18 protein-coding genes are annotated in these 23,401 nt (G+C 62.0%); 1 reads left to right on the top strand and 17 read right to left on the bottom strand.

What is annotated here, in order from left to right:
• Window positions 1–63: 63 nt before the first annotated feature.
• From KY494_RS28635 to KY494_RS28590, 10 genes are all read right to left on the bottom strand, one after another.
• Window positions 64–1,923 (bottom strand): hypothetical protein, encoded by a 1,860-nt coding sequence (locus tag KY494_RS28635; protein ID WP_219889245.1) that lies wholly within the window; start codon window positions 1,921–1,923, stop codon window positions 64–66.
• Window positions 1,923–2,753 (bottom strand): hypothetical protein, encoded by an 831-nt coding sequence (locus KY494_RS28630; RefSeq protein WP_219889244.1) that lies wholly within the window; start codon window positions 2,751–2,753, stop codon window positions 1,923–1,925. Before KY494_RS28630 ends, KY494_RS28635 begins: the two co-directional genes overlap by 1 nt.
• On the bottom strand, window positions 2,753–5,338 hold the full coding sequence (locus KY494_RS28625) for a hypothetical protein (protein WP_219889243.1): 2,586 nt from the start codon (window positions 5,336–5,338) through the stop codon (window positions 2,753–2,755). Before KY494_RS28625 ends, KY494_RS28630 begins: the two co-directional genes overlap by 1 nt.
• Window positions 5,335–6,804: a hypothetical protein gene (locus KY494_RS28620; RefSeq protein ID WP_219889242.1), complete on the bottom strand. Its 1,470-nt coding sequence runs from the start codon at window positions 6,802–6,804 to the stop codon at window positions 5,335–5,337. Before KY494_RS28620 ends, KY494_RS28625 begins: the two co-directional genes overlap by 4 nt.
• A gap of 1,176 nt (window positions 6,805–7,980) precedes the next feature.
• Window positions 7,981–9,969, bottom strand: a complete 1,989-nt coding sequence (locus tag KY494_RS28615; RefSeq protein ID WP_219889241.1) for a hypothetical protein — start codon at window positions 9,967–9,969, stop codon at window positions 7,981–7,983.
• 69 nt (window positions 9,970–10,038) lie between these two features.
• On the bottom strand, window positions 10,039–10,242 hold the full coding sequence (locus KY494_RS28610) for a hypothetical protein (RefSeq protein ID WP_219889240.1): 204 nt from the start codon (window positions 10,240–10,242) through the stop codon (window positions 10,039–10,041).
• A gap of 140 nt (window positions 10,243–10,382) precedes the next feature.
• A complete protein-coding gene (locus tag KY494_RS28605) occupies window positions 10,383–10,826 on the bottom strand; it encodes a hypothetical protein (protein ID WP_219889239.1) in 444 nt (147 codons plus the stop codon).
• A 72-nt stretch (window positions 10,827–10,898) separates the two neighbouring features.
• Window positions 10,899–12,104, bottom strand: coding sequence for a phage tail tube protein (locus tag KY494_RS28600; protein ID WP_219889238.1), 1,206 nt, complete (start codon window positions 12,102–12,104; stop codon window positions 10,899–10,901).
• A 331-nt stretch (window positions 12,105–12,435) separates the two neighbouring features.
• Window positions 12,436–12,978 carry a hypothetical protein gene (locus tag KY494_RS28595; protein ID WP_219889237.1) on the bottom strand — a complete coding sequence of 181 codons (543 nt, stop codon included), beginning with the start codon at window positions 12,976–12,978 and terminating at the stop codon, window positions 12,436–12,438.
• Window positions 12,979–13,002: 24 nt separating this feature from the next.
• Window positions 13,003–13,383 (bottom strand): FeoC-like transcriptional regulator, encoded by a 381-nt coding sequence (locus KY494_RS28590; RefSeq protein WP_219889236.1) that lies wholly within the window; start codon window positions 13,381–13,383, stop codon window positions 13,003–13,005.
• Between the two features lie 182 nt (window positions 13,384–13,565).
• Here KY494_RS28590 and KY494_RS28585 point away from each other — a divergent pair, with 182 nt between their 5' ends.
• Window positions 13,566–14,279, top strand: a complete 714-nt coding sequence (locus KY494_RS28585; RefSeq protein WP_096236065.1) for a S24 family peptidase — start codon at window positions 13,566–13,568, stop codon at window positions 14,277–14,279.
• A 35-nt stretch (window positions 14,280–14,314) separates the two neighbouring features.
• Here KY494_RS28585 and KY494_RS28580 read toward each other — a convergent pair whose 3' ends face one another.
• From KY494_RS28580 to KY494_RS28550, 7 genes are all read right to left on the bottom strand, one after another.
• Window positions 14,315–16,210 (bottom strand): propionate--CoA ligase, encoded by a 1,896-nt coding sequence (locus KY494_RS28580; protein ID WP_219889235.1) that lies wholly within the window; start codon window positions 16,208–16,210, stop codon window positions 14,315–14,317.
• A gap of 102 nt (window positions 16,211–16,312) precedes the next feature.
• Window positions 16,313–17,512 (bottom strand): 2-methylaconitate cis-trans isomerase PrpF, encoded by a 1,200-nt coding sequence (gene prpF, locus KY494_RS28575; RefSeq protein ID WP_219889234.1) that lies wholly within the window; start codon window positions 17,510–17,512, stop codon window positions 16,313–16,315.
• A 114-nt stretch (window positions 17,513–17,626) separates the two neighbouring features.
• Window positions 17,627–20,221: a Fe/S-dependent 2-methylisocitrate dehydratase AcnD gene (acnD, locus tag KY494_RS28570; protein WP_219891779.1), complete on the bottom strand. Its 2,595-nt coding sequence runs from the start codon at window positions 20,219–20,221 to the stop codon at window positions 17,627–17,629.
• A gap of 23 nt (window positions 20,222–20,244) precedes the next feature.
• On the bottom strand, window positions 20,245–21,399 hold the full coding sequence (prpC, locus tag KY494_RS28565; RefSeq protein ID WP_219134697.1) for a 2-methylcitrate synthase: 1,155 nt from the start codon (window positions 21,397–21,399) through the stop codon (window positions 20,245–20,247).
• 69 nt (window positions 21,400–21,468) lie between these two features.
• A complete protein-coding gene (gene prpB / locus KY494_RS28560; RefSeq protein WP_096236075.1) occupies window positions 21,469–22,356 on the bottom strand; it encodes a methylisocitrate lyase in 888 nt (295 codons plus the stop codon).
• A gap of 329 nt (window positions 22,357–22,685) precedes the next feature.
• On the bottom strand, window positions 22,686–22,934 hold the full coding sequence (locus KY494_RS28555; RefSeq protein ID WP_096236077.1) for a hypothetical protein: 249 nt from the start codon (window positions 22,932–22,934) through the stop codon (window positions 22,686–22,688).
• A gap of 123 nt (window positions 22,935–23,057) precedes the next feature.
• Window positions 23,058–23,294: a hypothetical protein gene (locus tag KY494_RS28550; RefSeq protein WP_219134696.1), complete on the bottom strand. Its 237-nt coding sequence runs from the start codon at window positions 23,292–23,294 to the stop codon at window positions 23,058–23,060.
• Window positions 23,295–23,401: the final 107 nt, after the last annotated feature.

The raw sequence follows: 23,401 nt of genomic DNA, 5'->3' as shown, positions 1-23,401 counted from the left end.
GCCTTTCAGGTGGTGGAAATGAAAAAACCCGCCGAAGCGGGTTTGTGGTGGAGTGCTGCTGTACTACACGACCTTGACCATCACATAGGCCCGGCCATCCGGCTCGATCGAGATCACGCGGCCGACCGCGCGCAGGTACTGCTTCATGCTGAGGTCATCCTCGTGCACGGGAACGCCCTTGATGCCGGCGCCGTCCTGCACCGGCACGATGTAATCGCCTGGTTGGGCACCCTGCACGTTCACCGGCACGCGGCCGGCGATGGCGATGCGGTCGACCTTCTGGCGCTTGACTTCCAGCGCCGCGTCGAAGGTGGCCATGGCCTCGGCGTCCTGCTGCACGGCGACGTTGTGGGCGGCCAGCGCGGCAGTGTAGGCGGCTTGCTTTTCCGCCCATTCTTCATCGGTGTCGCCTGGTTCAGTTACCACGTCCTCGTAATCCGGTGGATTGGCGCCGGCCAATGGCTGCTGCGTGACCACGTCTTCACGGCGCAGGGGCTGGCTCGGTGCTGGCCCTGCCTGGGGCGACGGGCGCTGCCCTACGTCGCTGGCCCAGGAATCGCCACCGACAAACGAGGGTGCCGTCGATTTGATCGAGAACATGATGGCATCGGCCCACTTGTCCGTGACTTTATTGTCGGCGGTGATGCCGACAATTTGACCGGGGGAGACGATGCCGCAGATTGGGCTTTTGAAAATATACTCGGCATAATCGTTACCAGATGTATTAACTGTACCGGAAGCTGAGATGCTGCGGCCTGTAACGGAGTTCTTACCCACGTACAGTACCGACAGAGTTGGCCCCCAACTACCTGTCCCATCAGAAGCCAAAATTCCTACACTTGGCGCTGGCGCATTATCTACGCCGACCATAAGAATCTCTGCACCTTGTCCCGTTCCACGGGATATATTGTGAAACGCAGCTGGGTCTGAGCTTCCTGCTTTGAGCAAGGGAACATAAACCATGCCATTACCGGCAATGGAGAACAGTGTTGGGGTGAAGTTTCCCGAACCCACGTCACGAGCCTTTAGCGTCAGTTTATACCCCAGCGCGAATGGGCTGGCATTTTCACCGACGGACACGTAAGCATTGAAGAAGCCTGCGTAAGAAACGCCCGAATTACCAGATACACCAATACGAATGGCTTCTGCTTCTTGTTTAGCCGCCATTGAATTTGCTTTTGGTGCACCTGCGATATACGACACAGAAGATGTGGCTCCATCTTGCGCACGCACCTCAACAATACTGTCAAAACTAGTGCCATTTTCGAAACCTACATATTCGCCTGTTCCATAAGAGCGAGGGGATTTGTAGGTATTACTTCCAACATTAGCCCCGCTATCCCATACAAGAGTGCCGGAAACTGTGTCCGTATAGGTAGGCGACGCATACGACTGGCAGCCAAGACCTTGCAAGTTGAACGCGGCTTTGGCGAATATTGAGGGAAGAAAAAACAGGTAAACAGAGTGACTTCCATCTACTTCTTGGTAGACAACAAATCTAACTTCCTTTGGGACATACAAGCTAGAAGACCAATCTACTGAGAAATAACCCCGATTACCCATAATTACAGTCATCGCTGTAACTTGATTACCCCCCCACCCGCCAAGCATTGCGTCTATACGTAGGGTAGCGTAGGAACCAATATTTTCTACTGGTAATGTTGCAATTTTATACAAGCGTTGCCCTTGGCCAGCATGAAGGAATGTATATCCAAATTTACCAGCAGCTTTAACTGCCAGAGGCACATCTGTATATAAAGGTAAATTTGGATCAAGCCAAGCAGGGTTCATATAGCCATTCGGCCCTCCAAGCGGAGACCGCCCCACCCCTGGCGCATACGACGCCACAACGGCGCCGCGCCCAGCCAGCTCATTCAGGCGCTGGATCGTATCCTTCTGCCCATAGTAAAAAAAATCTCCCATTACAGCTCCTCGATTTCAATGTTGGTGGCATAAGCCTGGAAAGATGGTGTGGTGATGGCGGCCAGATTGGCCAGGCGCCCATACACCTGGTGCGCCTGCTCCAGCTCAACGTCGTCGCTATCGGGATACAGGCTGACGAAAAGCGGACGCGACAGGCCGTTGCCGCGCACGATGCGCCACAGTTCGGCACGGTCCAGCGGCGTCATGTGATCGAGCGCGAGCGACAGCTTGCGGTACATCACGCCCCGCTCCACCTTCTGTTCGCCGGCGCCGTTGCGATACTGACTGCTGGTATCGACTGTCGTGATACCAGCACCATACGATGCGTTCTGCTCGGGACTCCAGTAAGCCCCCGCCACCAGGCGGGGAGCCTCGATATAGCCGGCAGGATTGTCGGGGTCGGCCAGGTCAATCACCAGTTTCCTGATGCTGCGCATCTGGAACCAGCACCGCGCATACGTACCGCCGCCGTAACTGTAGGCATTCAAGCCTAGCGGCAATGCGCCCCAGTCCCACATGCCCAGCCGCGCATACTCACACGCTGGCATGACGCCGGAATCGAACGCTGGCGCAGCGTCGCCAAGCTCGATGTAGCCGCGCACGCGGATGGTCGCAGTTGGAGTCAGGTTGCAAAACGGCAGGGCCACGCCACCGATGATTTCCGGTGATGGCCACGTTGCCGTCATGCTCAACGCTGCGCCGATTGAGCGCAACACCAGAGACTTTCCGTCGCGCTGCATATTGGCCGGCCCCAGCGCACCCGCCTGGCTCGATGCCGTCAACACCGCACGGTCGGCGGCATTGTCATAAATAATGCGTAGATTTTTCATTAGATTTTCACCAATTTCCAGGTGATCTCGGTTGGGTTGATGTAGCCACTGCCACTGACTGGGGTCCAGGTAAATCGAATGTATATCTGATTATCGAGAGGCAAGAGGGAGGCTCCGTTGTTGAGGCCATCACCAACAACAATAGACGCTTCGCTATAGCCATTGCAGCCACCGCGCCAGCTCTGACCATCTGAAATCGTGGCATTGGCCAAAAAAGTGTCCGATGGGACGGTATGCCATGGAGACTCGAATCTGTGCCCGGTATCGATGTAAACAGTAAACTGACGATATTCGTCATTAATCCATCCCACTACTCCTGGGGAAATCCGCTCCACTCCATGCTTCACCAGATTCGGTGGCGAGAGGATTCGGCGGGCAAAAGTACCCTCTCCATCGGCGGTGATCCGCACGGCTCCCGAGCCAGCATAGATAAACGGCATACTACCGGTAGCGTTAAAATCGATGAACGTTGTATTATTTTCGTTTTGCCCCCGTCCGGCAATAACTGTCGTTGCCGTCAATCTCCCGGAAAAAGTGCCAGACGCACCAAGTAGTTCACCACGAAAAGTGCCGCTGTTCGCATAGAAATTCCCATTCCGGTCCAGATGCCATCCTGTCGTACTGCCATTCCAATTACTGCTATAAATGTCGCCGCCAATCTGCGCGTTTAAAATGGCGGCGTTAGCGATGTAAGTCGGCGAATTGGTCGGCGTGATCTGACCGTAAAGATTGTCTCCAAACCTCGCTCCTGGACCATCGGCCCAAGCAGATGGCACCGTCTGCGCGGCAAGCGCCACGCCGAAGTACCACGACGAGGTAAAAAGGTAGGCATCGACGGCACCCTTGCCAACAAGCACGCCGCGTACAGACGCGTAAGCGGCCCCTGCCGGCGCCACAGCAAATACAACGGATCTTGGCCACACGCTCAGGGGGCCTGTGGTCGACACGTTGTCCACAGCGTTCCCACCCATCTCCGTTATATACGTGCCTGCGGCATCGTAAAAGGCGATATTTGCCGCGCCCTTGCAGCGGTGGGTCGTCATGTAGATACTGAATTCATAGCGCACGCCAGAAATCACCGGAAATTTTCGGAATGCGCCGTCCTGCCTCGGGGTCATGATAGCCACCGCATCTACTGGAACGGTCCCGGGGCACCGCATGTAAACGCCGCCGGCGCCGGTCGGCCGGTAGAACTCAGGGCTATCAATGACAGCTGTCAGCCCTGGGGCGAAAGAATACTCCACGCCGAAGCCCCCCGCAGTGCCAGGGTACGGGCCGGAATTACTGATCAGATTGCCTGCGCCTATCCCCGCATTCATATAGTTCGACGTCAAGGGCGTGCCGGCGCTGAGGATAATATTGCCAGCTGTATCCTTGATGCTCAGCCCTCGCGCATCAATCTTTTCGGCTGTAACGGAGTCCGCCGCCAGCGCCTGCGTTGCCACAGTGCCCGGCACCAGCAAATTGCCGTTCAGAACAGTATCCAAGCTCTCCCAGCCGCCATCAACGTAGAACTTCGTCACCGCATGCGTCGCGTCATACAAGGTCACCACGTCGCGATTGATCGGCGCCCCATAGCCTGCATGCCCCAGCTCATACACGGCCGAGGCATCCGACCAGGCCGAATAGCCGGGCGCCGTCACCGTCACGGTACCGCGCTGGCCGGTGGCGCCATCGGCGGCTAGGCGCGCAGCGGCCGCCCATTCGCCTGGGGCGATGTCGTCGGTCGCCGTGCGCGACGCGGCCGTGGCGCCCGATGTGAACAGGTAGGCACCACCCGCCGTCGGCACCTGCGTCGACCAGCCGTTGTTCAGGCCTGTCAGCGCGCCCGTGGCAAAGGTGAATGTGCATGCCGCGCTTGGCAGCGCCGGCGCAATGTTGGAGGCGCCGCGCTGGTAGATGCGCACGGGCGCCACATTCAGGCCGTCGACGCCATTGGCGCCCGCAGCACCATCTTTGGCCAGCTGCACGGCCCCCGCCCACTCATTGGCGGCGATGCTATCCGTGGCATTGCGCGAGCTGGCAGCCGCCACGCGCACGTACAAGGGCGCCGTGCCGGCCGGGATGTTCTTCGACCAGCCATTGGCCAGGTCGTTGCCGGCCGGCGTGGTGATGGCCGCCGTGGCGAAGGTGTAGATCACGTCGCCGGGCGAGTCCGCAGGCGCCACGGCCGCGCGCTTGTAGGCGAAGGCCTGGCCCGTGTTCAAGCCGGCCAGGCCCGTCTCGCCGGCAACGCCGTCGAAGACCTTGCTGACCATGTAATTGGCGAGGTAATCGACGCCGAATTCGCGGATGCGCGCCTGCACCAGGGCGGTATCCGTGGTCATGGTGGCAAAGTCGACCGTGGCCACGTTGCCGTTGACCCGCAAGGTCGTGCCGGCTGATACGGAAAACACGATATCGCCCACCACGTTCACCGGCTTGGCGGTAATGGCAATCGAACCGGGCGCGCCGGCGCCGGCGCTATTGACGCGAAAGACGGGCGTGCTGGCCGACATCAGGATCGCCTTGCCATCGGCCGTCGTGCTGAAGCGCTGAGCCGTCGCCTGCAGCAGCGTATCGCGCGCGCCGCCGATGGCCGTCATACCAGCACCCCCACCGTCACGCGCCCGGCCAGCCATTGGTGCGACAGCAGTACCACCACGCCGGGCATGCCGTCCTGCAGGCCGAAGCGATCATCGCGCAGCACCACGGGCTGCCCCAGTTCCAGCATCATCATCTCAGGCTCTCCATCAAATTCGTAAATCGTGCGCTGCACCTTGTTCAGGGCCAGGCGCCGGGCCGCTTCCGCTTGCGCGTCCGCGTTGGTCTTGAGGCAGGTTTCGATCTGCGGCGGGTCATCCGTCAGCCGGTAGCGCGCCTTCACATCGCCATCGACAGCGGTTTCCGTCAGCCACTCCGTCGCGTACAGGTCGGCATGCGCTGGCGGGATGCTGGTGGTCAGACTGGCCTGCAGCGTGTAATTGCGGTCGAAGGCGATCTTGACGGCCGCCACCACTGGCAGGCGCTGTACCGGGCGCAAGGAATTGAGTCGCATGTGTTCGGGGCCAATCTGCACCGGCACGCCGGAGGCGGGCAGCGCGATCTGCACCAGGCGCAGCTGGCCGGTGCGCGACATCAGCGCCTGGGCGCCCACGCTGGCCGCCAGTTGCTGGATAGCTTGCGCCTGGTTCGTCCGGTCCGCAACGTACAGGCCCACCAGCTGCGGGTGGGCGGCATCGAAGGCGGCCAGATTGGCCAGGTCCAGGTCGGCCAGGGTGAAGTGGTCCGATACCTTGCCGTAGGCGGTGGCGATACGCTGCACCAGCGGCGCGATGCGCGGCGCATAACCGCCGCCCTTGTCGCCCTGCACGCTGGCCGTGATCGTGGTGGAAAACGGATCGGTGGTCAGATTGAAGCGTCCCGCCTGGTCATTCAAGGCCACGGCAATCGGCTTGCCGTTGGTGCGCACCTCGAACGTCGATTCAACCGCGCCGAGAAAGCCGTATTCCAGGGTCGCCGGATCGGTCAGCAGCGGCGTGACGTTGTGGCACTCGCCAAACGGTATCGGCAGGATGGCGTCCTTGTTCGGCGTCGTGCCCCCCAGCTTGGCCTCGGAGATCGGCGTATTCAGGCGCTGCAGCTTGTCGCGTAGTACCAGGTTGACCGACTCGCGCCCCGCACTGGCCCCGTCGGCGATGATGCCGTCGAAGACCAGCTGGAAGTCGGCACGCGGCCAGGAGGGATCGCCTGCCCATGCTTTGATCGGCCGGTTCATCCAGACGTCATCCAACCAGCCATCCAGAGCGCCATCGGCGTTATCGAGTTCAATATCGCCGCCCGACAGGCCCGCCTCGCCGGACAGGCTGACCTGTTCCGTGAAGGCCAGGCCGCCCTTGGCCAGCGGCTGGTAGACGGTATTCGCCGGCACCTCCTGCGGCCCGGTGACATACGGCCGCGAGGCGATATACCGCGTCACCTCGCTGCCGGCCACATTCACTTGCGCCTCGACCAGCACCATGCGGATGGCCGACGGGCTTTGCAGCCATTCCTGAAATTGGGCAGCGGTCATGCGTATTCTCCTTTCACTGAATTGGCCCAGGCGGATGCCCGGGACGATTTGTCCACGCCATCGACCACCGTCCTGGCGGCATTGGCGTTCGATTCAAAGGTGGCCTGGATAGTGGCGCCCGTTTGCACCCGCTGGTCGGCGCGCAAGCCTTCCAGTTCCACGCGCATGGCCTGGTTGTCTTCGCGCAGGCCGCGGATTTCGGCCACCAGTACGTCGGAACCGACGTTCGCCGCCGACGAGTAGCGCACGGGATCGAAGACGGCCGCCGCGACCGGAGTGGTCATCGCGGCAAGTGCAGCGACCACAGGAGGATTGCTGAACTGCACACCCAAGTCCACAGCACCGCCCATCGCCGCCCGCAGACCGGCGATGGCCTGCGCCACCGTCAGCACGCTGTCATTGATCTTGATCAAGCCCGATACCTGGGCATTGAGCGCATCCAGGCTGGCCTGCTGCACGTCGACTTGCGCGGCAGCCCATTTCAACGCTTCCTTGTTCGCTTCCACCACGCGGGCGTAATCTGCCGCATAGCGGGCGTCGGACGCATTGACCACTTGCGATGCCGTCAAAAACGCCTGTTCGGCGGTGGACAGGCCCGATTGCGCCGTCGCGTCGCCCGCATTCGCGGCCGCCAGGGTTTTCTCGAACTGGGCCCGCGCTTCCGCATATTTCTGCTCCGGCGTCAGCGTTGACTGGGTGCCCAAAGCCATGCAGGAATTGAGCCCGTTCAAGGTCGTCACCCACGATTTCGACTTCTCCAGCGCCGACTTGGCCGCTGCCGATTCCGTCTCGTAGGCTTTGGCCAACGCATCCTTCGCGCTGGTCACCGCCTTGACGGCCAGGATCTGGTCGAACAATCCACGATTAGCATCGGCGACGCTGGCACGCTGCGCGGCCAGCAACTGCGCTTCGCTTTGCGTCAGCTGATTCAACTGCTGTTGCAAGTCCCGCCGTTCGCTGGCGATATCGCTGGCTGTCCTGGTCACCTCAGCCAATTCGCCCGTGGCGGCGGACAGGTCCGCCGCATAGTCGGCGGCTTTCTTGAACGGTTCGGCGATGGCAAGCAGCTGCACATACATATTCTGGCCGGCGACCGTATTCAAGTCCTGCGCCAGCACCAGCGCCTTGAATTGCTCGCTCGTCGTCACGCCGGACTGCCCCATCGCCGCCATGGCGCTACGCACCGACTTGGTGACGGGGTCCATCTGCTCGGCCTCGCTCAGGAAATTCTGAACGAAGAAACCTGTGCCGCTGGTCAGGGTATCGAGGTCGCCCGCCGCGTGAATCAGGCTTTCGCTGAGCGCCACCGCGGAAAGGCCGGAAGTGTTGAACGACTTGCCCAGCACTGCCAGCACGTCCGACACCTGCATGTAGTTGTTGGCCACGCGCGCCAATGTTTCCAGGTAGCCCTCGCCCACGGCCTGGTATTTTTCCAGCCCCCCCCACGCCGAACTTCGCCATGTCGTCGCCCAGCTTCGAAAAGGCCGCTTCCAGGGCCTTTTGCACTTCCTCGCCCTTCAGGTCCTTCAGGCTGATCTTGCCCAGGCTGACGACGAAGGAATTCAAGCGCGCCGTGAAGGCATCGCCGCCCATGCCCAGGGAATCGGCTGCCGCCACGATGCTCGTGCGCAGGCCGAGAACGATTTTTGTAAACTGGTCATTCGTTTCCACTCCCATGGCCGTGAGATTCGTGGACTTCTTGTCACTGGAAAACCAGCCGCCAGACTTTTTGATATCGACATAGGAATTCACGTCGAAGCGCTTAGTATCAAGGTCGCCCAGGCGCGACGAGTTGGTGACTATCCCCACATCCTGCACCGTGGTCTTGCCGCCAAAAATGCTGCTGACGACATTGCCGATGAAGCCCCCGCTGGAACTGCCTTTGGTTCCCAATGCGGATGTCAGAATGTCCGAGCGCACCAGCAAGCTGCCCAGGCCGCCGATGCCCGAGACGATCTGCTTGAGTGAGACCACCATCGACGAGGAATATGCCAGGCCCAGGCCCGAGTTTCTCTCCATGATTTCCAGGCTCTTGGCGATCGACTCCGACTTCGCGGATGAATCACCGAGCACCGTGCCAGTGCCGTTGGCGGCCTGGCGATCCTTGGCGGTGGTATCGGCACCACCGCCACCGGAAACGGCGACGCCGATTGCCGCTAGCATGCCGGCCACCATGGCGAACGCGCCGATACTGGCGGGGAACGGCGTGGCCAATGACGAGGCCAGCGCCGACACACCGTAGGCGCTGGACTTCGCGGCCTCTGCGGCAGTTACCGGCACGACCGATGCTGCCTCACCAGCGACTTCCGCCGTGATCGCCGCAGTCTTCGCCGTCGTCACCAGGGTGATACTGGTCAGCTTTTCAAACAGCGACTTGGCATTCATGGCAAATTCATAGGCGCGGAATCCTTTTTCCACCTTTTCCATGAGTTCATAGCCGGCCGACTTCTCTTTGAAAAAGCCCTTCGCGGCAGTCGCCATGTCGTGATACTGCTTGACCGTGGCCTTTTTCCTGTTTTCCTGTGCCTTTTCCTGCCCTTTCTCGGACGGGTCTTCCTTCACTTCCTTGGCGAAGTTAAAATCGATATCGTCCTGCGCCTTCCTGAAGCCCAGCAAGGCCGTGGTCATTTTTCCGATGGTGCCGCCGACCTTGCCAAACGCGTGCTCCAGTTTTTCACCGAACGTCTTGGCAAACTCACCTGCCTCCTTCCATTCCGCCTCGCTATATTTGCGAGTGGGAGCTGCCGGAGTTGCCGGTGCTGCCTTTTCCTTGGCATCGGCAGCCTCTTTGCCTGCCGTGTCCAGCTTGTCCTTGCGCTGCTCTTCAATCGCATAAGCGCCATATTTGGCGCCTGCGCCAGCGGTGGCGGCGCTACCCGCGGCGCGGAAAGCCGCCAGCCGCGTATAGGCATTGCCCAGGCCATTGACCACCTTGAATGCATCGGCCAGCGACTTCGCCTCGCCGGCATTCCACGCCCCCAGGGCCTTCGAGGCGGCAGTGGCATCGCGTGCCTGCTCCGCCAGGGCGCGCAGCAACAGCGCCGACGATTCCGCCTCCGTATTGGTCGCCTTCATGCCCTCGGCCGCAGCCAGGCTGGCCCCACTGATTGCATTCAGTACCTGCGCGGTGTCGGTCGCCTTCGTCAAGTCAATGACAAATTTCAATTCTGTTATCTCTGGCATCGTTGGCCCATAAAAAAGGCCGCGCATGGCGGCCGGGTTGGAAAATGCGGGTCAGCCCGCCGCATGCTGGTGCGACAGGAACAGCGCGTCGAGCTGGTCCAGCAACTGCTGCTCGAACGGCTCGATGGCGATGCCGTGGCGCGCCTGCCAGGCGAGGATTTCCGTGCTGGCGATGGGATTGACGGCCATGCCGTTCTGCCGCTTGCGGTTCAATTGCGCAAACCATTCCCACACGTGCGCCAGCTCGAACGGCATGGGCGGCGTCGCCTCTTCGGGCGGTGCGCGGTACAGCGGATGACGCCGGGCGGCATCGATATGCTCGCCCTTGGCATGGCCGTCGGCCGCCCGCGCACCGCGCTCGAACTGGTGCCCGGCGTAGCGCAGCAGGCTGGCCGTCAGAGTTTCAAAAAATTCGACTCGTTTTCCAGCGCCGTGGTGACCTTTTCCTGCCAGGTTGGATATTTTTCAAAGGCCGCTTCCAGCAGCGCAGCATCGAGCGGCACGGGGGCGCCGTTGCTGGTGAAGCCGTACCAGCCCGTGACCACGGCCAGGGCCAGGCGTTTCTGGTTGCCGTCGATGGCTTGCACCAGCAGTTCCGCACCTTCGTCGGTGGAGGCGTCGATGGCCGTCTTGCGGCGTGCCGATTTCTTGTAACCTTCAGCGCGCACGGCGTTGTTGGCCACGCGGTATTGCTCGCTGTTCTTGCCGACGATGGTCAGGCCGGCCACGGCTTCGCCGTCCGCGTCGAAGATGACGGGCACGTCGAAGGTGACGGGAGCGGCCACCGCGTGGAGGTTGCCGATGTCGAAGCCTGCCTGGATTTTTTGTGCGTTGTTCATGTGTGCTGCTTTCTGGAAGAAGTAAAAAAGTAAAAGGCCGCCCTCACGGCGGCCTCGGTGCAGGTCAGCCGCTTACAGCGCGCTGTCCTGGATGCTCAAGGTGGTCGCTTCGTGCTGCGCGTCGGTGCCCTTGTAGCGCAGGACGTCGAAGGCGCAGGTGACGATCTTGTTTTTCTCGCCGTCGTCGATCTTGGCCGAGGTGATCTTGATGCGGCCCATGGCCAGCGCCAGCACGTCGGCGGTCGGCGCCGTGCCCGACGCCATGGCGTAGGCCAGCGGGATTTCCGTCTCGGACTTGAAGTAGTCGAGGTAGGTGGCGTCCTGCAGCAGCACCGTGAACTGGCCCGAGCCCATCACCTTGCCGCGCGAGGCGGCCGTGGCGTACTTCGAGCCGATCACCGGGTCGACCTTGACCTGGCCGTCCAGCGAAACGGACATGCCGGTGCAGATCTGCGACGGGATGCCGTTCACGGACAGCATCGCCGTGGCGCCCGAGAACTTGCCGGCGCCCGGCGCGGCCAGCGGCGTAGGGAAATACGGCGCGGCCGTGGTTGGACCTTCCGCTTTGCCCATCAGGGTGAAATCCAGGCTGGTGATGCCGTTCGGCTGCACGGCGATATCCATCTTGCTGACCAGCTGGTCGACGAAGCTGCGGTGCACGCCGATCTTCGGATCCTGGACTTCGGCCGTGAACCAGTCGGTGGTGTGGCCGCTCAAAGGGGTGAAACTGCGCTTGCCCACCGCCGCCACGCCGACCGAGTCGCCGGCCGCCTTGACGACCATGGCCGAACCGTCCATGAACTGGCCATTCAGGTTGGTGGCCGTCACCGAAGTCACAAAAAAGTTCTTCGCGTTGTTGGCGGCGGCCGGCGCCGTCATGCCGGTAATGCGCACCACGCTGCCGGCGCGGAAACCGTCTGCCAGCCAGGAGCCGGCACTGCGCGTCAGGCCGGAGGCGACGGCAGCGATGGTGGTTTGCGCGGCAGCCACGCCGCCCGCCGTAAAATCGCGGCGCAGCAGCGCCGCCATCAGCGGCGCATACGTGCCGCACGCCGCCTCGGCCTTGATGGCGCCCGTCGTGCGGAAGTTACCGAGGCGGGTATCGCCCTGCTGCTGGCTGGCGTCGATTTCGGCGCTCGCGTACTTGTCCGCTTCCGTGTCGAAAGTGGCTGTGACGCGGGGATAAATCTGGCCGCCGCCGGCGGCGGCCTTGCTGCCTTCGGCGCTTTGTTTGCTGATAACGATCAAGCTGTCGATGCCGTTTGCTGTCGATGCCATAAGTAATACCTTTCGTGGGATGAAAAAAAAGACCGCATCTGCGGTCTTGAGGGGGGAACTGCCAAGTATCAGGAAAATAAAAAGCCCGCACGCGGTGAGGCGGCGGGCGTCCGGACGGCGCGGGGCCGTGCCGGATGGAAGATGGGCGAAAGAAGCCATAAAGGCGGTTCGCTGCGCTGAGTTCCCCTATCGGTGTCGCACCAGAGGCGCGTCTATTACGAGTGGAGAAGCATGTGGTGTACTGCGGTGTGACGTGTGTTGCAGTTGCTGCGTGATCGAGACTCTATTCTAGGGGCGTTTTTTGCATCAGCAGGCATATTGCAGAATTTTTTCAGTGCCCCAGGCGACGCATGGCGCGGGCGCCGTGCGACTGGAAGATGCCTTCCAGTTCGCTGACCATGTCCTTGATGCGTTCAAGTTCAAAGCCGCCGGAGCAGCTGATGGCCGCTTCGCCGCCGCCGTGGCAAGCCTGGCAGACGACAGGCGCGCCGGCCTGCAAGGCGGCGACGACGCCCGTGCCGTGGCAGACCTTGCATTTGCTGTCGAGCCAGTGCGCGAGCGACGCTTCGGCCACGCGGCGGTACAAGGTATTGGCGGCCTGCGCATCCCAGGCCGTATGCGCCTTGACCCAGCGCCGCGCGCGGCCCTTCTGCGTCACGGCCGCCGTCCAGGCGCGCAGCAGCTGCGCCAGGTTGCCCGCATTGCCCTCGAACAGGCGGCTGACGGTACCGTCCGCGTATTTGACGCGGCACAGCAAGGCGCCCATGTCGCCGGCCAGCGCGGCTGCCGCGATGACATCCAGGTCGTGGTGGACGGCATTGTCGCGCAGGTTCCGCGATGACAGCGATGCGATGTATTTTTCTGCAAACCCCATGATTTCTCCTCGTTGATTCTTGTCTTAGTTTTCTTGCGCCGGTCCGAACAACGCCGCCACCAGCGGATCGCGGCGCGCCGCACCGCGTGGCCAGCACGCCGTGCGGCGCACCTGCGGCGGCAGATCGGCCCAGCCGTCGACCTCGTCGTCCGGTTCGCCCAGCGCGTACAGGGCGGGTCGCTGGCGCCCCGGTTCCGTGCAATGGCGCTGCGCCAGGTGAATCTGTCCCATGCCGCACATGTGGCGCAAATAGCGGCTCATGGTGCCCGCATCGAGTCCCAGCAAGGCGGACAACTGCGCCGCGCTGGCCTGCCCCTGCTCGCGTATGTATTGCGCGATGCGGGCGATATGCAGCTGCGACTTCTTGCTGCGTCCCTGCAACTGACGCCCCTGGCGTGGCGCCATCCTGCTTTCCACCAACTGACTGCTGTTCAACATCTGCCTGACCTCCCGTGGTGTCGCCCATCGGCAGACGCTGTAGTGCGTTTGCGACAGGCAACGAGTGGACTTTATCAATCGCTAATGTTAAAGTCAAGCATTTGGTAATTTATCAAACGGTAAATTTCGGGTTTAATGTGGAGATGAATATGTATCAATACAGACGCGACCGCCTGCTGGCCCTGATCCGCGAGCACTACGACAACACGCGCAAGAAAATTTCCGACGTCAGCGGCTGGAGCGAGGCGCGCATCTCGCAAATCCTCTCGCCCACCTACCGCGAGGGACGCGCCTTCAGCGAAAAAATCGCGCGCAAGCTGGAAGCGGACCTGCAGCTCGACAGCATGTACTTCGACCAGGGGGCGGCGCCCGACCAGGCAGAGCTGGCGGCACGCGCGCTGGGCGAGGTACAGCCGGTGGTGGTGCTCGATGGCGAAGATGCGCGCTTCTACCCGATCCGCAAGGTGAAATTGCGCCTGTCGGCCGGTATCACGGGTTTTGCCATCGAGCCGGAAACGCACGACGGCAGCACCATCAGCGTGCCGCGCAGCTGGGTCGAGCGCAATGGCTACCACCCTGAAAAACTGGTGGCGATCAAGGTCAAGGGCGAGAGCATGGAGCCGGCCCTGTACGAGGACGACGTGGTGATCATCAATACGGCCGACAAGCGGCCGGCCGACGGCATTGTGTTTGCCATCAATTACGAAGGCGAACCGGTGGTCAAGCGCATGGCGCGCGATATCGGAGAATGGTGGCTGACCTCGGACAACCCGGACCAGCGCAAATACCACCGCAAACTGTGCCGCGGCAATGAATGCCTGATCGTCGGCAGGGTCGTGCGCAAGGAAAGCGACCGGATTTGAAAGCGAAGTCTATCGATTGATAAACTTCGCTTGCCTCATGGCGTTGACGTCAATGCCGCCTGGATCTGCTGCAGCGATGCTGGATCGTCCATCGACGTCAGGTCGCCCGGGCTGCGCCCTTCGCAGATGGCCTGGATCGAGCGGCGCAGCAGCTTGCCCGAACGCGTCTTCGGCAACTGTGGCACGAACAGCACGCGCGCGGGCCGCGCCACGGCACCCAGCTGGCGGTCGACCACGGCCATCACTTCGCGTTCCAGCGCCGCTTTCGCTTCAACGCTGTCGAAGCCCTGCGGATTTTTCAGGATCACGAAAGCCATCGCCACCTGGCCTTTGAGCTTGTCTTCCACGCCCACCACCGCCACTTCCGACACGTTCGAATGGCTGCTGATGCTTTCCTCGATTTCGCGCGTGCCCAGGCGGTGGCCGGCCACGTTGATCACGTCATCGGTGCGGCCCAGAATAAAATAATAGCCGTCCGCATCCCGCACGCCCCAGTCGAACGTGGAATACACCTGCCGGTCGCTGAAGGTGGACCAGTAGGTCTCGACGAAACGCTCGTCGTCGCCATACACGGTCTGCATGCAGCCTGGCGGCAGCGGGCCTTCCAGCACCAGCACGCCCTTTTCGTTGGTGCCGCACTCCTCGCCCGTCGCTTCGTTGAGCAGCTTGACCTGATAGCCGTACATGGCCATGCCCGGGCTGCCCAGGCGCGTCGGCGTATCGGCCACGCCTTTCGCCACCGAGAGGATCGGCCAGCCCGTCTCCGTCTGCCAGTAGTTGTCGATGATGTCCACTTTGAGTTCGTCGGCGATCCATTGCGAGGTGGTTTCATCGAGCGGCTCGCCCGCCAGGTACAGCGCCTTTAGCGAAGACAGGTCGTACTTGCGCATCAGTTCCACCAGATGCTTGCGCAGCACGCGGATGGCCGTGGGCGCCGAGAACATGCGCGTGACCTTGTATTTCTCGACGATGCTCCACCAGATGCCCGCATCGGGACAGATCGGCAAGCCCTCGTACAGGATGGTGGCCATGCCGGCGATCAGCGGGCCATACACGATGTAGGAATGGCCCACCACCCAGCCGATATCCGAGGTGGCAAAGAAGGTTTCGCCGGGCTTGCCGCAGAAGTTGTACTGCATCGACGACGCCAGCGCCACCGCATAGCCGCCCACGTCGCGCTGCACGCCCTTCGGTTTGCCCGTCGTGCCTGATGTGTACAGCACGTACGACGGCTCGTTCGATTCGAGCCAGGTGACGGGCACCTGCGCGTCCAGGTGCTGCTCGCGCAGGGTCGCGTAATCGACGTCGCGGCCCGGCGTCAGTTCCATCGGCACCAGGTGGCGGTCGACCAGCAGCACCTGCCGCGGCTTGTGCGCGGCGATGCGAATGGCTTCGTCGAGCAGCGGCTTGTAGGCGATCGCCTTGCCATTGCGCGAACCGGCATCGGCGGAGAACACCAGTTTTGGCTGCGCATCGTCGATGCGGCTGGCCAGGCTGTTGGCGGCAAAACCGCCGAACACCACGGAATGCACGGCGCCGATGCGGGCGCACGCCAGCATGGCAAAGACCGCCTCGGCGATCATCGGCATGTAAATCAGGACGCGGTCGCCCTTGACCACGCCCAGCGACAGCAGGATGGCGCCGCAGCGCTCCACTTCGCGCTGCAGCTCGCGAAAGCTGTAAGTGCGCTCGGTATTGGTTTCGGTGGAAATGGCGATCAGCGCGGCGGCATCGCCCTGGCTGTCCACCCAGCGGTCGACGGCGTTGTGGCACAAATTGGTGGTGCCGCCGACGAACCATTTGGCGAACGGCGGGCGGGAATAATCAAGCACTTGCGAAAACGGGGTATGCCAATCGATCTTGTCCGCTTCCTCGCGCCAAAAAGCCTCAGGCGTGTCGATCGAGCGTTGATAAAATGCTGCGAAATTCATGTCTCCTCCGGTAGGCGTGCAATCTTGTATCGGGTCCGGGCGAACTGGCCCGGGCGCCGCTTATGTGCGTCGTCTGTGTGCCATTCGCCTGCGTATTTTTTCCTAAAACGCGTCGCCGGGAATGCGTACAGTCCCTTCCATCAGCACGCGCGCGCTGCGGCTCATGATGGCCTTGGTGACGCTCCATTGACCATCGACCTGCTGCGCTTGCGCGCCCACCATCAGGGTGCCGGACGGGTGGCCGAAGCGCACGCTGGTTTTTTCGCCGCCGCCCGCCGCCAGGTTCACCAGCGTGCCGGGAATGGCCGCCGCCGTGCCGATGGCGACAGCCGCCGTGCCCATCATGGCGTGGTGCAGCTTACCCATCGACATGGCGCGCACCAGCAGGTCTATCTCGCCCGCTTCCACCTTTTTCCCGCTGGACGAGACATAGCCGGCCGGCTTGGCGACAAAGGCCACTTTTGGCGTGTGCTGGCGCTTCGCGGCCTCATCCAGATGGGAAATCAAGCCCATGCGCAGGGCGCCGTGCGCGCGGATGGTTTCGAAACGGGTCAGCGCGGCCGGATCGCCATTGATGGCGTCCTGCAGTTCCGTGCCCGTGTAGCCGATGGCCTGCGCATCGACAAAAATCGTCGGGATGCCGGCGTTGATCATCGTGACTTTCAAGGTGCCGATGCCGGGCACGTCGAGCTCGTCGACCAGGTTACCGGTAGGGAACATGGCCGAGCTGCCAGCATCGCCGCCCTCCTCGTCCGCCGCCGGATCGAGAAATTCCAGTTTCACTTCGGCGGCCGGGAAGGTCACGCCATCGAGCTCGAAGTCGCCCGTTTCCTGCACTGCGCCATGCGTCACGGGGACGTGGGCGATGATGGTCTTGCCGATATTGGCTTGCCAGATGCGCACCGTGGCGATGCCGTTTGCAGGCACGCGGGCGGCGTCCACCAGCCCGCTGGCGATGGCGAACGAGCCGACGGCCGCCGACAGGTTGCCGCAGTTGCCGCTCCAGTCGACGAATGGCTTGTCGATGGAGACCTGGCCGAACAGGTAGTCGACGTCGTGCTCCGGCTTGCTACTTTTCGCCAGGATCACCGTCTTGCTGGTGCTGGACGTGGCGCCGCCCATGCCGTCGATCTGCTTGCCGTAGGGGTCGGGGCTGCCAATCACGCGCAGCAGCAGCGCATCACGCGCCGCGCCCGGCACTTGCGCGCTGGCGGGCAAATCCTGCAGGCGGAAAAACACGCCCTTGCTGGTGCCGCCGCGCATGTAGGTGGCGGGGATCTTGATTTGGGGGGTGTGGGTCATTGAAATTCCTGCATTGAATGGCTGATTAAACCCAACGGCGAAATGCCGGGGTCGGACCCTGAGGGTCCGACCCCAGACCTTGCCTTTGAGGTGAATTGCGCGATCACATCGCCACTACGCGGCTTTCGACGACTCGAGGAAGTCTTGCGCAAAGCGCTGCAGCACGCCACCGGCCTCATAGATCGACACCTCTTCCGCCGTATCGAGGCGGCAGGTGACGGGCACTTCCACCGTTTCGCCGTTCTTGCGGTGGATGAGCAACGTCAAGGTGGAGCGCGGCGTGCGTTCGCCCACGACGTCATAGGTTTCGCTGCCATCGAGGCCCAGGGTCTTGCGGTTCACGCCAGGCAGGAACTCCAGCGGCAGCACGCCCATGCCCACCAGATTGGTACGGTGGATGCGTTCAAAACCTTCGGCCGCGATGGCTTCCACGCCGGCCAGGCGCACGCCCTTGGCGGCCCAGTCGCGCGAGGAACCCTGGCCGTAGTCGGCGCCGGCGATGATGATCAGGGGCTGCTTGCGCTCCATGTATACCTCGATGGCTTCCCACATGCGCGAAATCGTGCCTTCCGGCTCGATGCGCGTGAGCGAACCCGCTTTGACTTTGCCGTCCTCGATGACCATTTCGTTTTTCAGGGTCGGGTTGGCGAACGTGGCGCGCTGCGCCGTCAAGTGGTCGCCCCGGTGCGTGGCGTAGGAATTGAAGTCTTCCTCGGGCAAACCCATCTTCGCCAGGTATTCGCCGGCCGCGCTATCGAGCATGATGGCGTTCGATGGCGACAAGTGATCGGTGGTGATGTTGTCGCCCAGGACGGCCAGCGGACGCATGCCTTTCAGTGGGCGTGCGCCAGCCAGCGCGCCTTCCCAGTATGGCGGACGGCGGATGTACGTCGTCTGCGGACGCCAGTCATACAGGGGGCTGACCTTGATGCCGTCGTCCACCTGCGCGGCAAACATCGGGATGTACACCTTGCGGAACTGCTCCGGCTTGACGCTGGAAGCGACGATGGCGTCGATTTCCTCGTCGGATGGCCAGATATCCTTCAACTGGATAGCCTTGCCGTCCGGAGCGATGCCCAGCACGTCCTTTTCGATATCGAAGCGGATGGTGCCGGCAATCGCGTAGGCCACCACCAGCGGCGGCGAGGCGAGGAAAGCCTGCTTCGCGTACGGGTGGATGCGGCCATCGAAGTTGCGGTTGCCCGACAGGACCGCCGTGGCGTACAGGTCGCGCGATACCACTTCTTCCTGGATGACGGGGTCGAGCGCGCCCGACATGCCGTTGCACGAGGTGCAGGCAAACGCCACGACGCCAAAGCCCAATGTTTCGAGCTCGGTCATCAGGCCCGCTTCCTGCAGATACAGCTCCACGGTTTTCGAGCCTGGTGCCAGCGAGGACTTGACCCACGGCTTGCGGGTCAGGCCCAGGCGGTTCGCATTGCGCGCGATCAGGCCGGCGGCGATCATGTTGCGCGGATTGTTCGTGTTGGTGCAGCTGGTGATGGCCGCGATGATGACGGCGCCGTCCGGCATCTTGCCCGGCTCATTTTCCACCACGCCGGAGATCCCGCGCGCGGCCAGTTCCGACGTCGGCACGCGGTTGTGCGGATTCGACGGCCCGGCGATATTGCGCACGACGGACGACAGATCGAACGTCAGCACGCGCTCGTACTCGGCGTCGACCAGGCTGTCGGCCCACAGGCCCGTTTCCTTCGCATACAGCTCCACCAGTTTCACCAGTTCGTCGTCGCGGCCCGTCAATTTCAGATACTTGATGGTTTGCGCATCGATGTAGAACATGGCGGCCGTGGCGCCGAATTCCGGCGCCATGTTGGAAATCGTGGCGCGGTCGCCCAGGGTCAGGTGCGACGCGCCCTCACCAAAGAATTCCAGGTAGGACGAGACGACCTTCTGCTTGCGCAAAAATTCCGTCAGCGCCAGCACCGTGTCGGTGGCCGTGATGCCCGGCTGCGGTTTACCCGTCAGCTTGACGCCGATGATGTCGGGCAGGCGCATCCACGAGGCGCGGCCCAGCATCACGCTTTCCGCTTCCAGGCCGCCCACGCCGATGGCGATCACGCCCAGCGCATCGACCATGGGCGTGTGCGAATCCGTACCCACCAGGGTATCGGGATAGGCGACGCCATTTTGCACCTGGATCACGGGCGACATGCGCTCCAGATTGATCTGGTGCAGGATGCCGTTACCTGGCGGGATCACGTCGACATTTTTAAATGCTTTCTTGGTCCAGTCGATGAAATCGAAGCGGTCTTCGTTGCGGCGGTCTTCGATGGCGCGGTTCTTGGCGAAGGCATCGGGGTCGAAACCGCCGCATTCGACGGCCAGCGAGTGGTCGACCACCAACTGCGTCGGCACGACAGGATTGACCAGGGCCGGGTCGCCGCCCTGGGCCGCGATGGCGTCGCGCAGGCCGGCCAGGTCGACCAGGGCCGTCTGGCCCAGGATGTCATGGCAGACGACACGCGCGGGGAACCACGGGAAGTCCAGGTCGCGGCGGCGTTCGATGAACTGGCTCAGCGAGGCGTTCAGGCTGGCCGGGTCGCAGCGGCGCACGAGGTTTTCGGCCAGCACGCGCGAAGTGTACGGCAAGGTGGCGTAGGCGCCTGGCTGGATCGCATCGACGGCGGCGCGCGTGTCGAAATAGTCTAGCTGGGTGCCCGGCAAGGGCTTGCGGTGCAGGGTATTCATCGGGGTAGTCATTGCAGTGCTCATTATTTGCGATCCTTGATCGGCACGAATTCCAGGTCTTCAGGACCCACGTAGTTGGCGCTCGGGCGGATGATCTTGTTGTCGATGCGCTGCTCGATGATGTGGGCGGCCCAGCCCGAGGTGCGCGAAATAACGAACAGCGGCGTAAACATCGCCGTCGGCACGCCCATCATGTGGTACGACACGGCCGAGAACCAGTCCAGGTTCGGGAACATGTTCTTGATTTCCCACATGACCGATTCCAGGCGCTCGGCGATGTCGAACATCTTGGTCGATCCCGCTTCCTGCGACAGCGAACGCGCCACTTCCTTGATGACTTTATTGCGTGGGTCGGAAATCGTGTAGACGGGGTGGCCGAAGCCGATCACCACTTCCTTGTTGGCCACGCGTTCGCGGATGTCCGCTTCCGCTTCGTCGGGATTGTCGTAACGCTTCTGGATGTCCAGCGCCACTTCGTTCGCGCCGCCGTGTTTCGGGCCGCGCAGCGCGCCGATGGCGCCCGTGATGGCCGAATGGATGTCCGAACCCGTGCCGGCGATGACGCGGCTGGTGAAGGTCGAGGCGTTGAATTCGTGTTCCGCGTACAGGATCAAGGACGTGTGCATGGCTTTTTCCCACGATGCCGACGGTTTTTCGCCATGCAGCAGGTGCAGGAAGTGGCCGCCGATCGAGTCGTCGTCCGTTTCCACTTCGATGCGCTTGCCGTTATGGCTGTAGTGGTACCAGTACAGCAGCATGGAGCCGAACGACGCCATCAGGCGGTCCGCGATGTCGCGCGCGCCAGGCGCGTTATGGTCGTCTTTTTCAGGCAGGGTGCAGCCCAGCACGGACACGCCCGTGCGCATCACGTCCATCGGGTGGGCGGCGGCCGGCAGCGCTTCCAGGGCCGACTTGACAGCCGACGGCAAGCCGCGCAGCGATTTCAGCTTGGCTTTGTAGCCTTTCAATTCGGCGGCGGTGGGCAGCTTGCCGTGCACCAGCAGATAGGCGATTTCCTCGAATTCGCAGCTGTCGGCCACGTCCAGGATGTCATAGCCGCGGTAGTGCAAATCGTTGCCGGTCTTGCCGACCGAGCACAGCGCCGTATTGCCGGCGGTAACGCCGGACAGGGCGACGGATTTTTTAGGCTTGAAAGTAGCGACTTGCGGTGCGGTCATTGTGTTCTCCAGATTGAATAGTCTCGGGTGCGTCAATGCGGGACCGGCATGCGGTCCCTGCTTCTTTACTTATTTCTTTTGCGCGGCGAACAGCGCGTCGAGCTTTTGCTCGAAGTCGTGATAGTTGATCGATTCATACAGCTCCATGCGCGTCTGCATGGTGTCGACGACATTCTTTTGCGTGCCGTCGCGGCGCAGCGCGCGGTAGACGTTGTCGGCCGCCTTGTTCATGGCGCGGAAGGCCGACAGCGGATACAAGGCCAGGCCCACGTGCGCGCTGCGCAGTTCGTCCAGCGTGAACAGCGGCGTGGAACCGAATTCCGTGATGTTGGCCAGGATAGGCACGTTGACGGCCTTGGCGAACGTGGCATACATGTCCAGGTCCGTGATGGCTTCCGGGAAGATCATGTCGGCGCCCGCCTCGACGCAGGCGACGGCGCGTTCCAGTGCCGCTTCCAGGCCATCGACGGCCAGCGCATCGGTGCGCGCCATGATGACAAAGTTGGGGTCCGTGCGCGCATCGACGGCCGCCTTGATGCGGTCGACCATCTCTTCCTTGCTGACGATTTCCTTGCCCGGACGGTGGCCACAGCGCTTGGCGCCCACCTGGTCTTCGATATGCAAGCCGGCCGCGCCGAACTTGATCATCGATTTCACGGTGCGCGCCACGTTGAAGGCGGACGAACCGAAGCCCGTGTCGGCATCGACCAGCAGCGGCAGGTCGCACACGTCGGTGATGCGGCGGATGTCGGTCAGCACGTCGTCCAGGCTGGAAATGCCCAGGTCGGGCAAGCCCAGCGAGCCGGCCGCGACACCGCCGCCGGACAAATAGATGGCTTTATAACCGGCACGCTTGGCCAGCAAGGCGTGGTTGGCGTTGATGGCGCCGACGACTTGCAACGGGGATTCTTCCTGGACGGCCTTGCGGAATGCGGCACCTGCGGAGTATTGAGTCATGTGTTCACCTTATGGGTTTCGGATGGTCCCGAATGTTTCACGGAGTGGCTATGAGCATCAGTATTGCAAATGCCGTGCCAGCACCGCTCACCGGCCCGGAAAATGCGTCACGCACAGTGAAAATCAGGGGAAACGGCCACGCAACGGCGCTGCACGCGCTGTCACGCACGGGAACAGCGATGTCATAATGCATGACAATGATGTTTCAAATATGTTTCAATCATTCCATTTGAAACATTGAAACATGAAACAGACCAGACTGCCACCGGGCGCGCACATAAAAAAACAGCCGGCGGGTGCCGGCTGCAGGTTTGCTGAAAATGCAGGAGCTAAGCCAGCCGCACCAGCGGATTGGCGATGATGTTGTCGATCTGGCGCACGGCTTCTTCGCAGGCGGCGGCAATGGCGCCATCCTCGTCGTCGCGCACGAACTGCATGGTCGAGCCTTCGAATACTTCCAGGCCTTCCGCGGTGGCGCGTTCGATGTCGCAGCTGGCCGACCATTTGCCATCGGTGGTGGGCACGGCCAGGGGAACGATTTCCCAGCCTTTATAGTGAATTTTAGAACTGTTTTCCATGGGTGCCTCCTTGGTGACTGACTCAATAGTGGAAATCGTAGCATGAAGCGGGACCGCTAGCGACGTGTTTCACGCGCCAGCGCGCGGTCAGGCTGACTTTCGGGCTAAACGATTTACGCTGGCTCAAGGACGCAGCAGATTATCCACTTCCGTCCTGGCCACTTCTATCCCGGCCGTGCAAGCCGTTTCAGGTGCCGCATAGCCACCCAGGGTGCGGCTGCGCGTGATCGCTTGCGCGGCGCTCTCGCCCTCGCGCTGCAGGCGGTAGGTAAAATCCCATAAATCGTCGTTGTCCTTTTGCGGGGTCACGGAAATCGTAAAACCGCGGTATTGCTCGCTGCGTGCAGGTATATCGTTCATGAATTCCTCCTTGGAAGAATGAGGTTACCATGCTGCAAGCGCCAGGGTGCGCACGACTGTGACGGGCGCATGCATGCCCGCTTATCTGTTTTTCGCATGCTCAATGT

It is taken from the genome of Janthinobacterium sp. PAMC25594, assembly GCF_019443505.1.
GTDB lineage: Bacteria > Pseudomonadota > Gammaproteobacteria > Burkholderiales > Burkholderiaceae_D > Janthinobacterium.
This window is presented reverse-complemented; position numbering and strand designations above follow the sequence as displayed.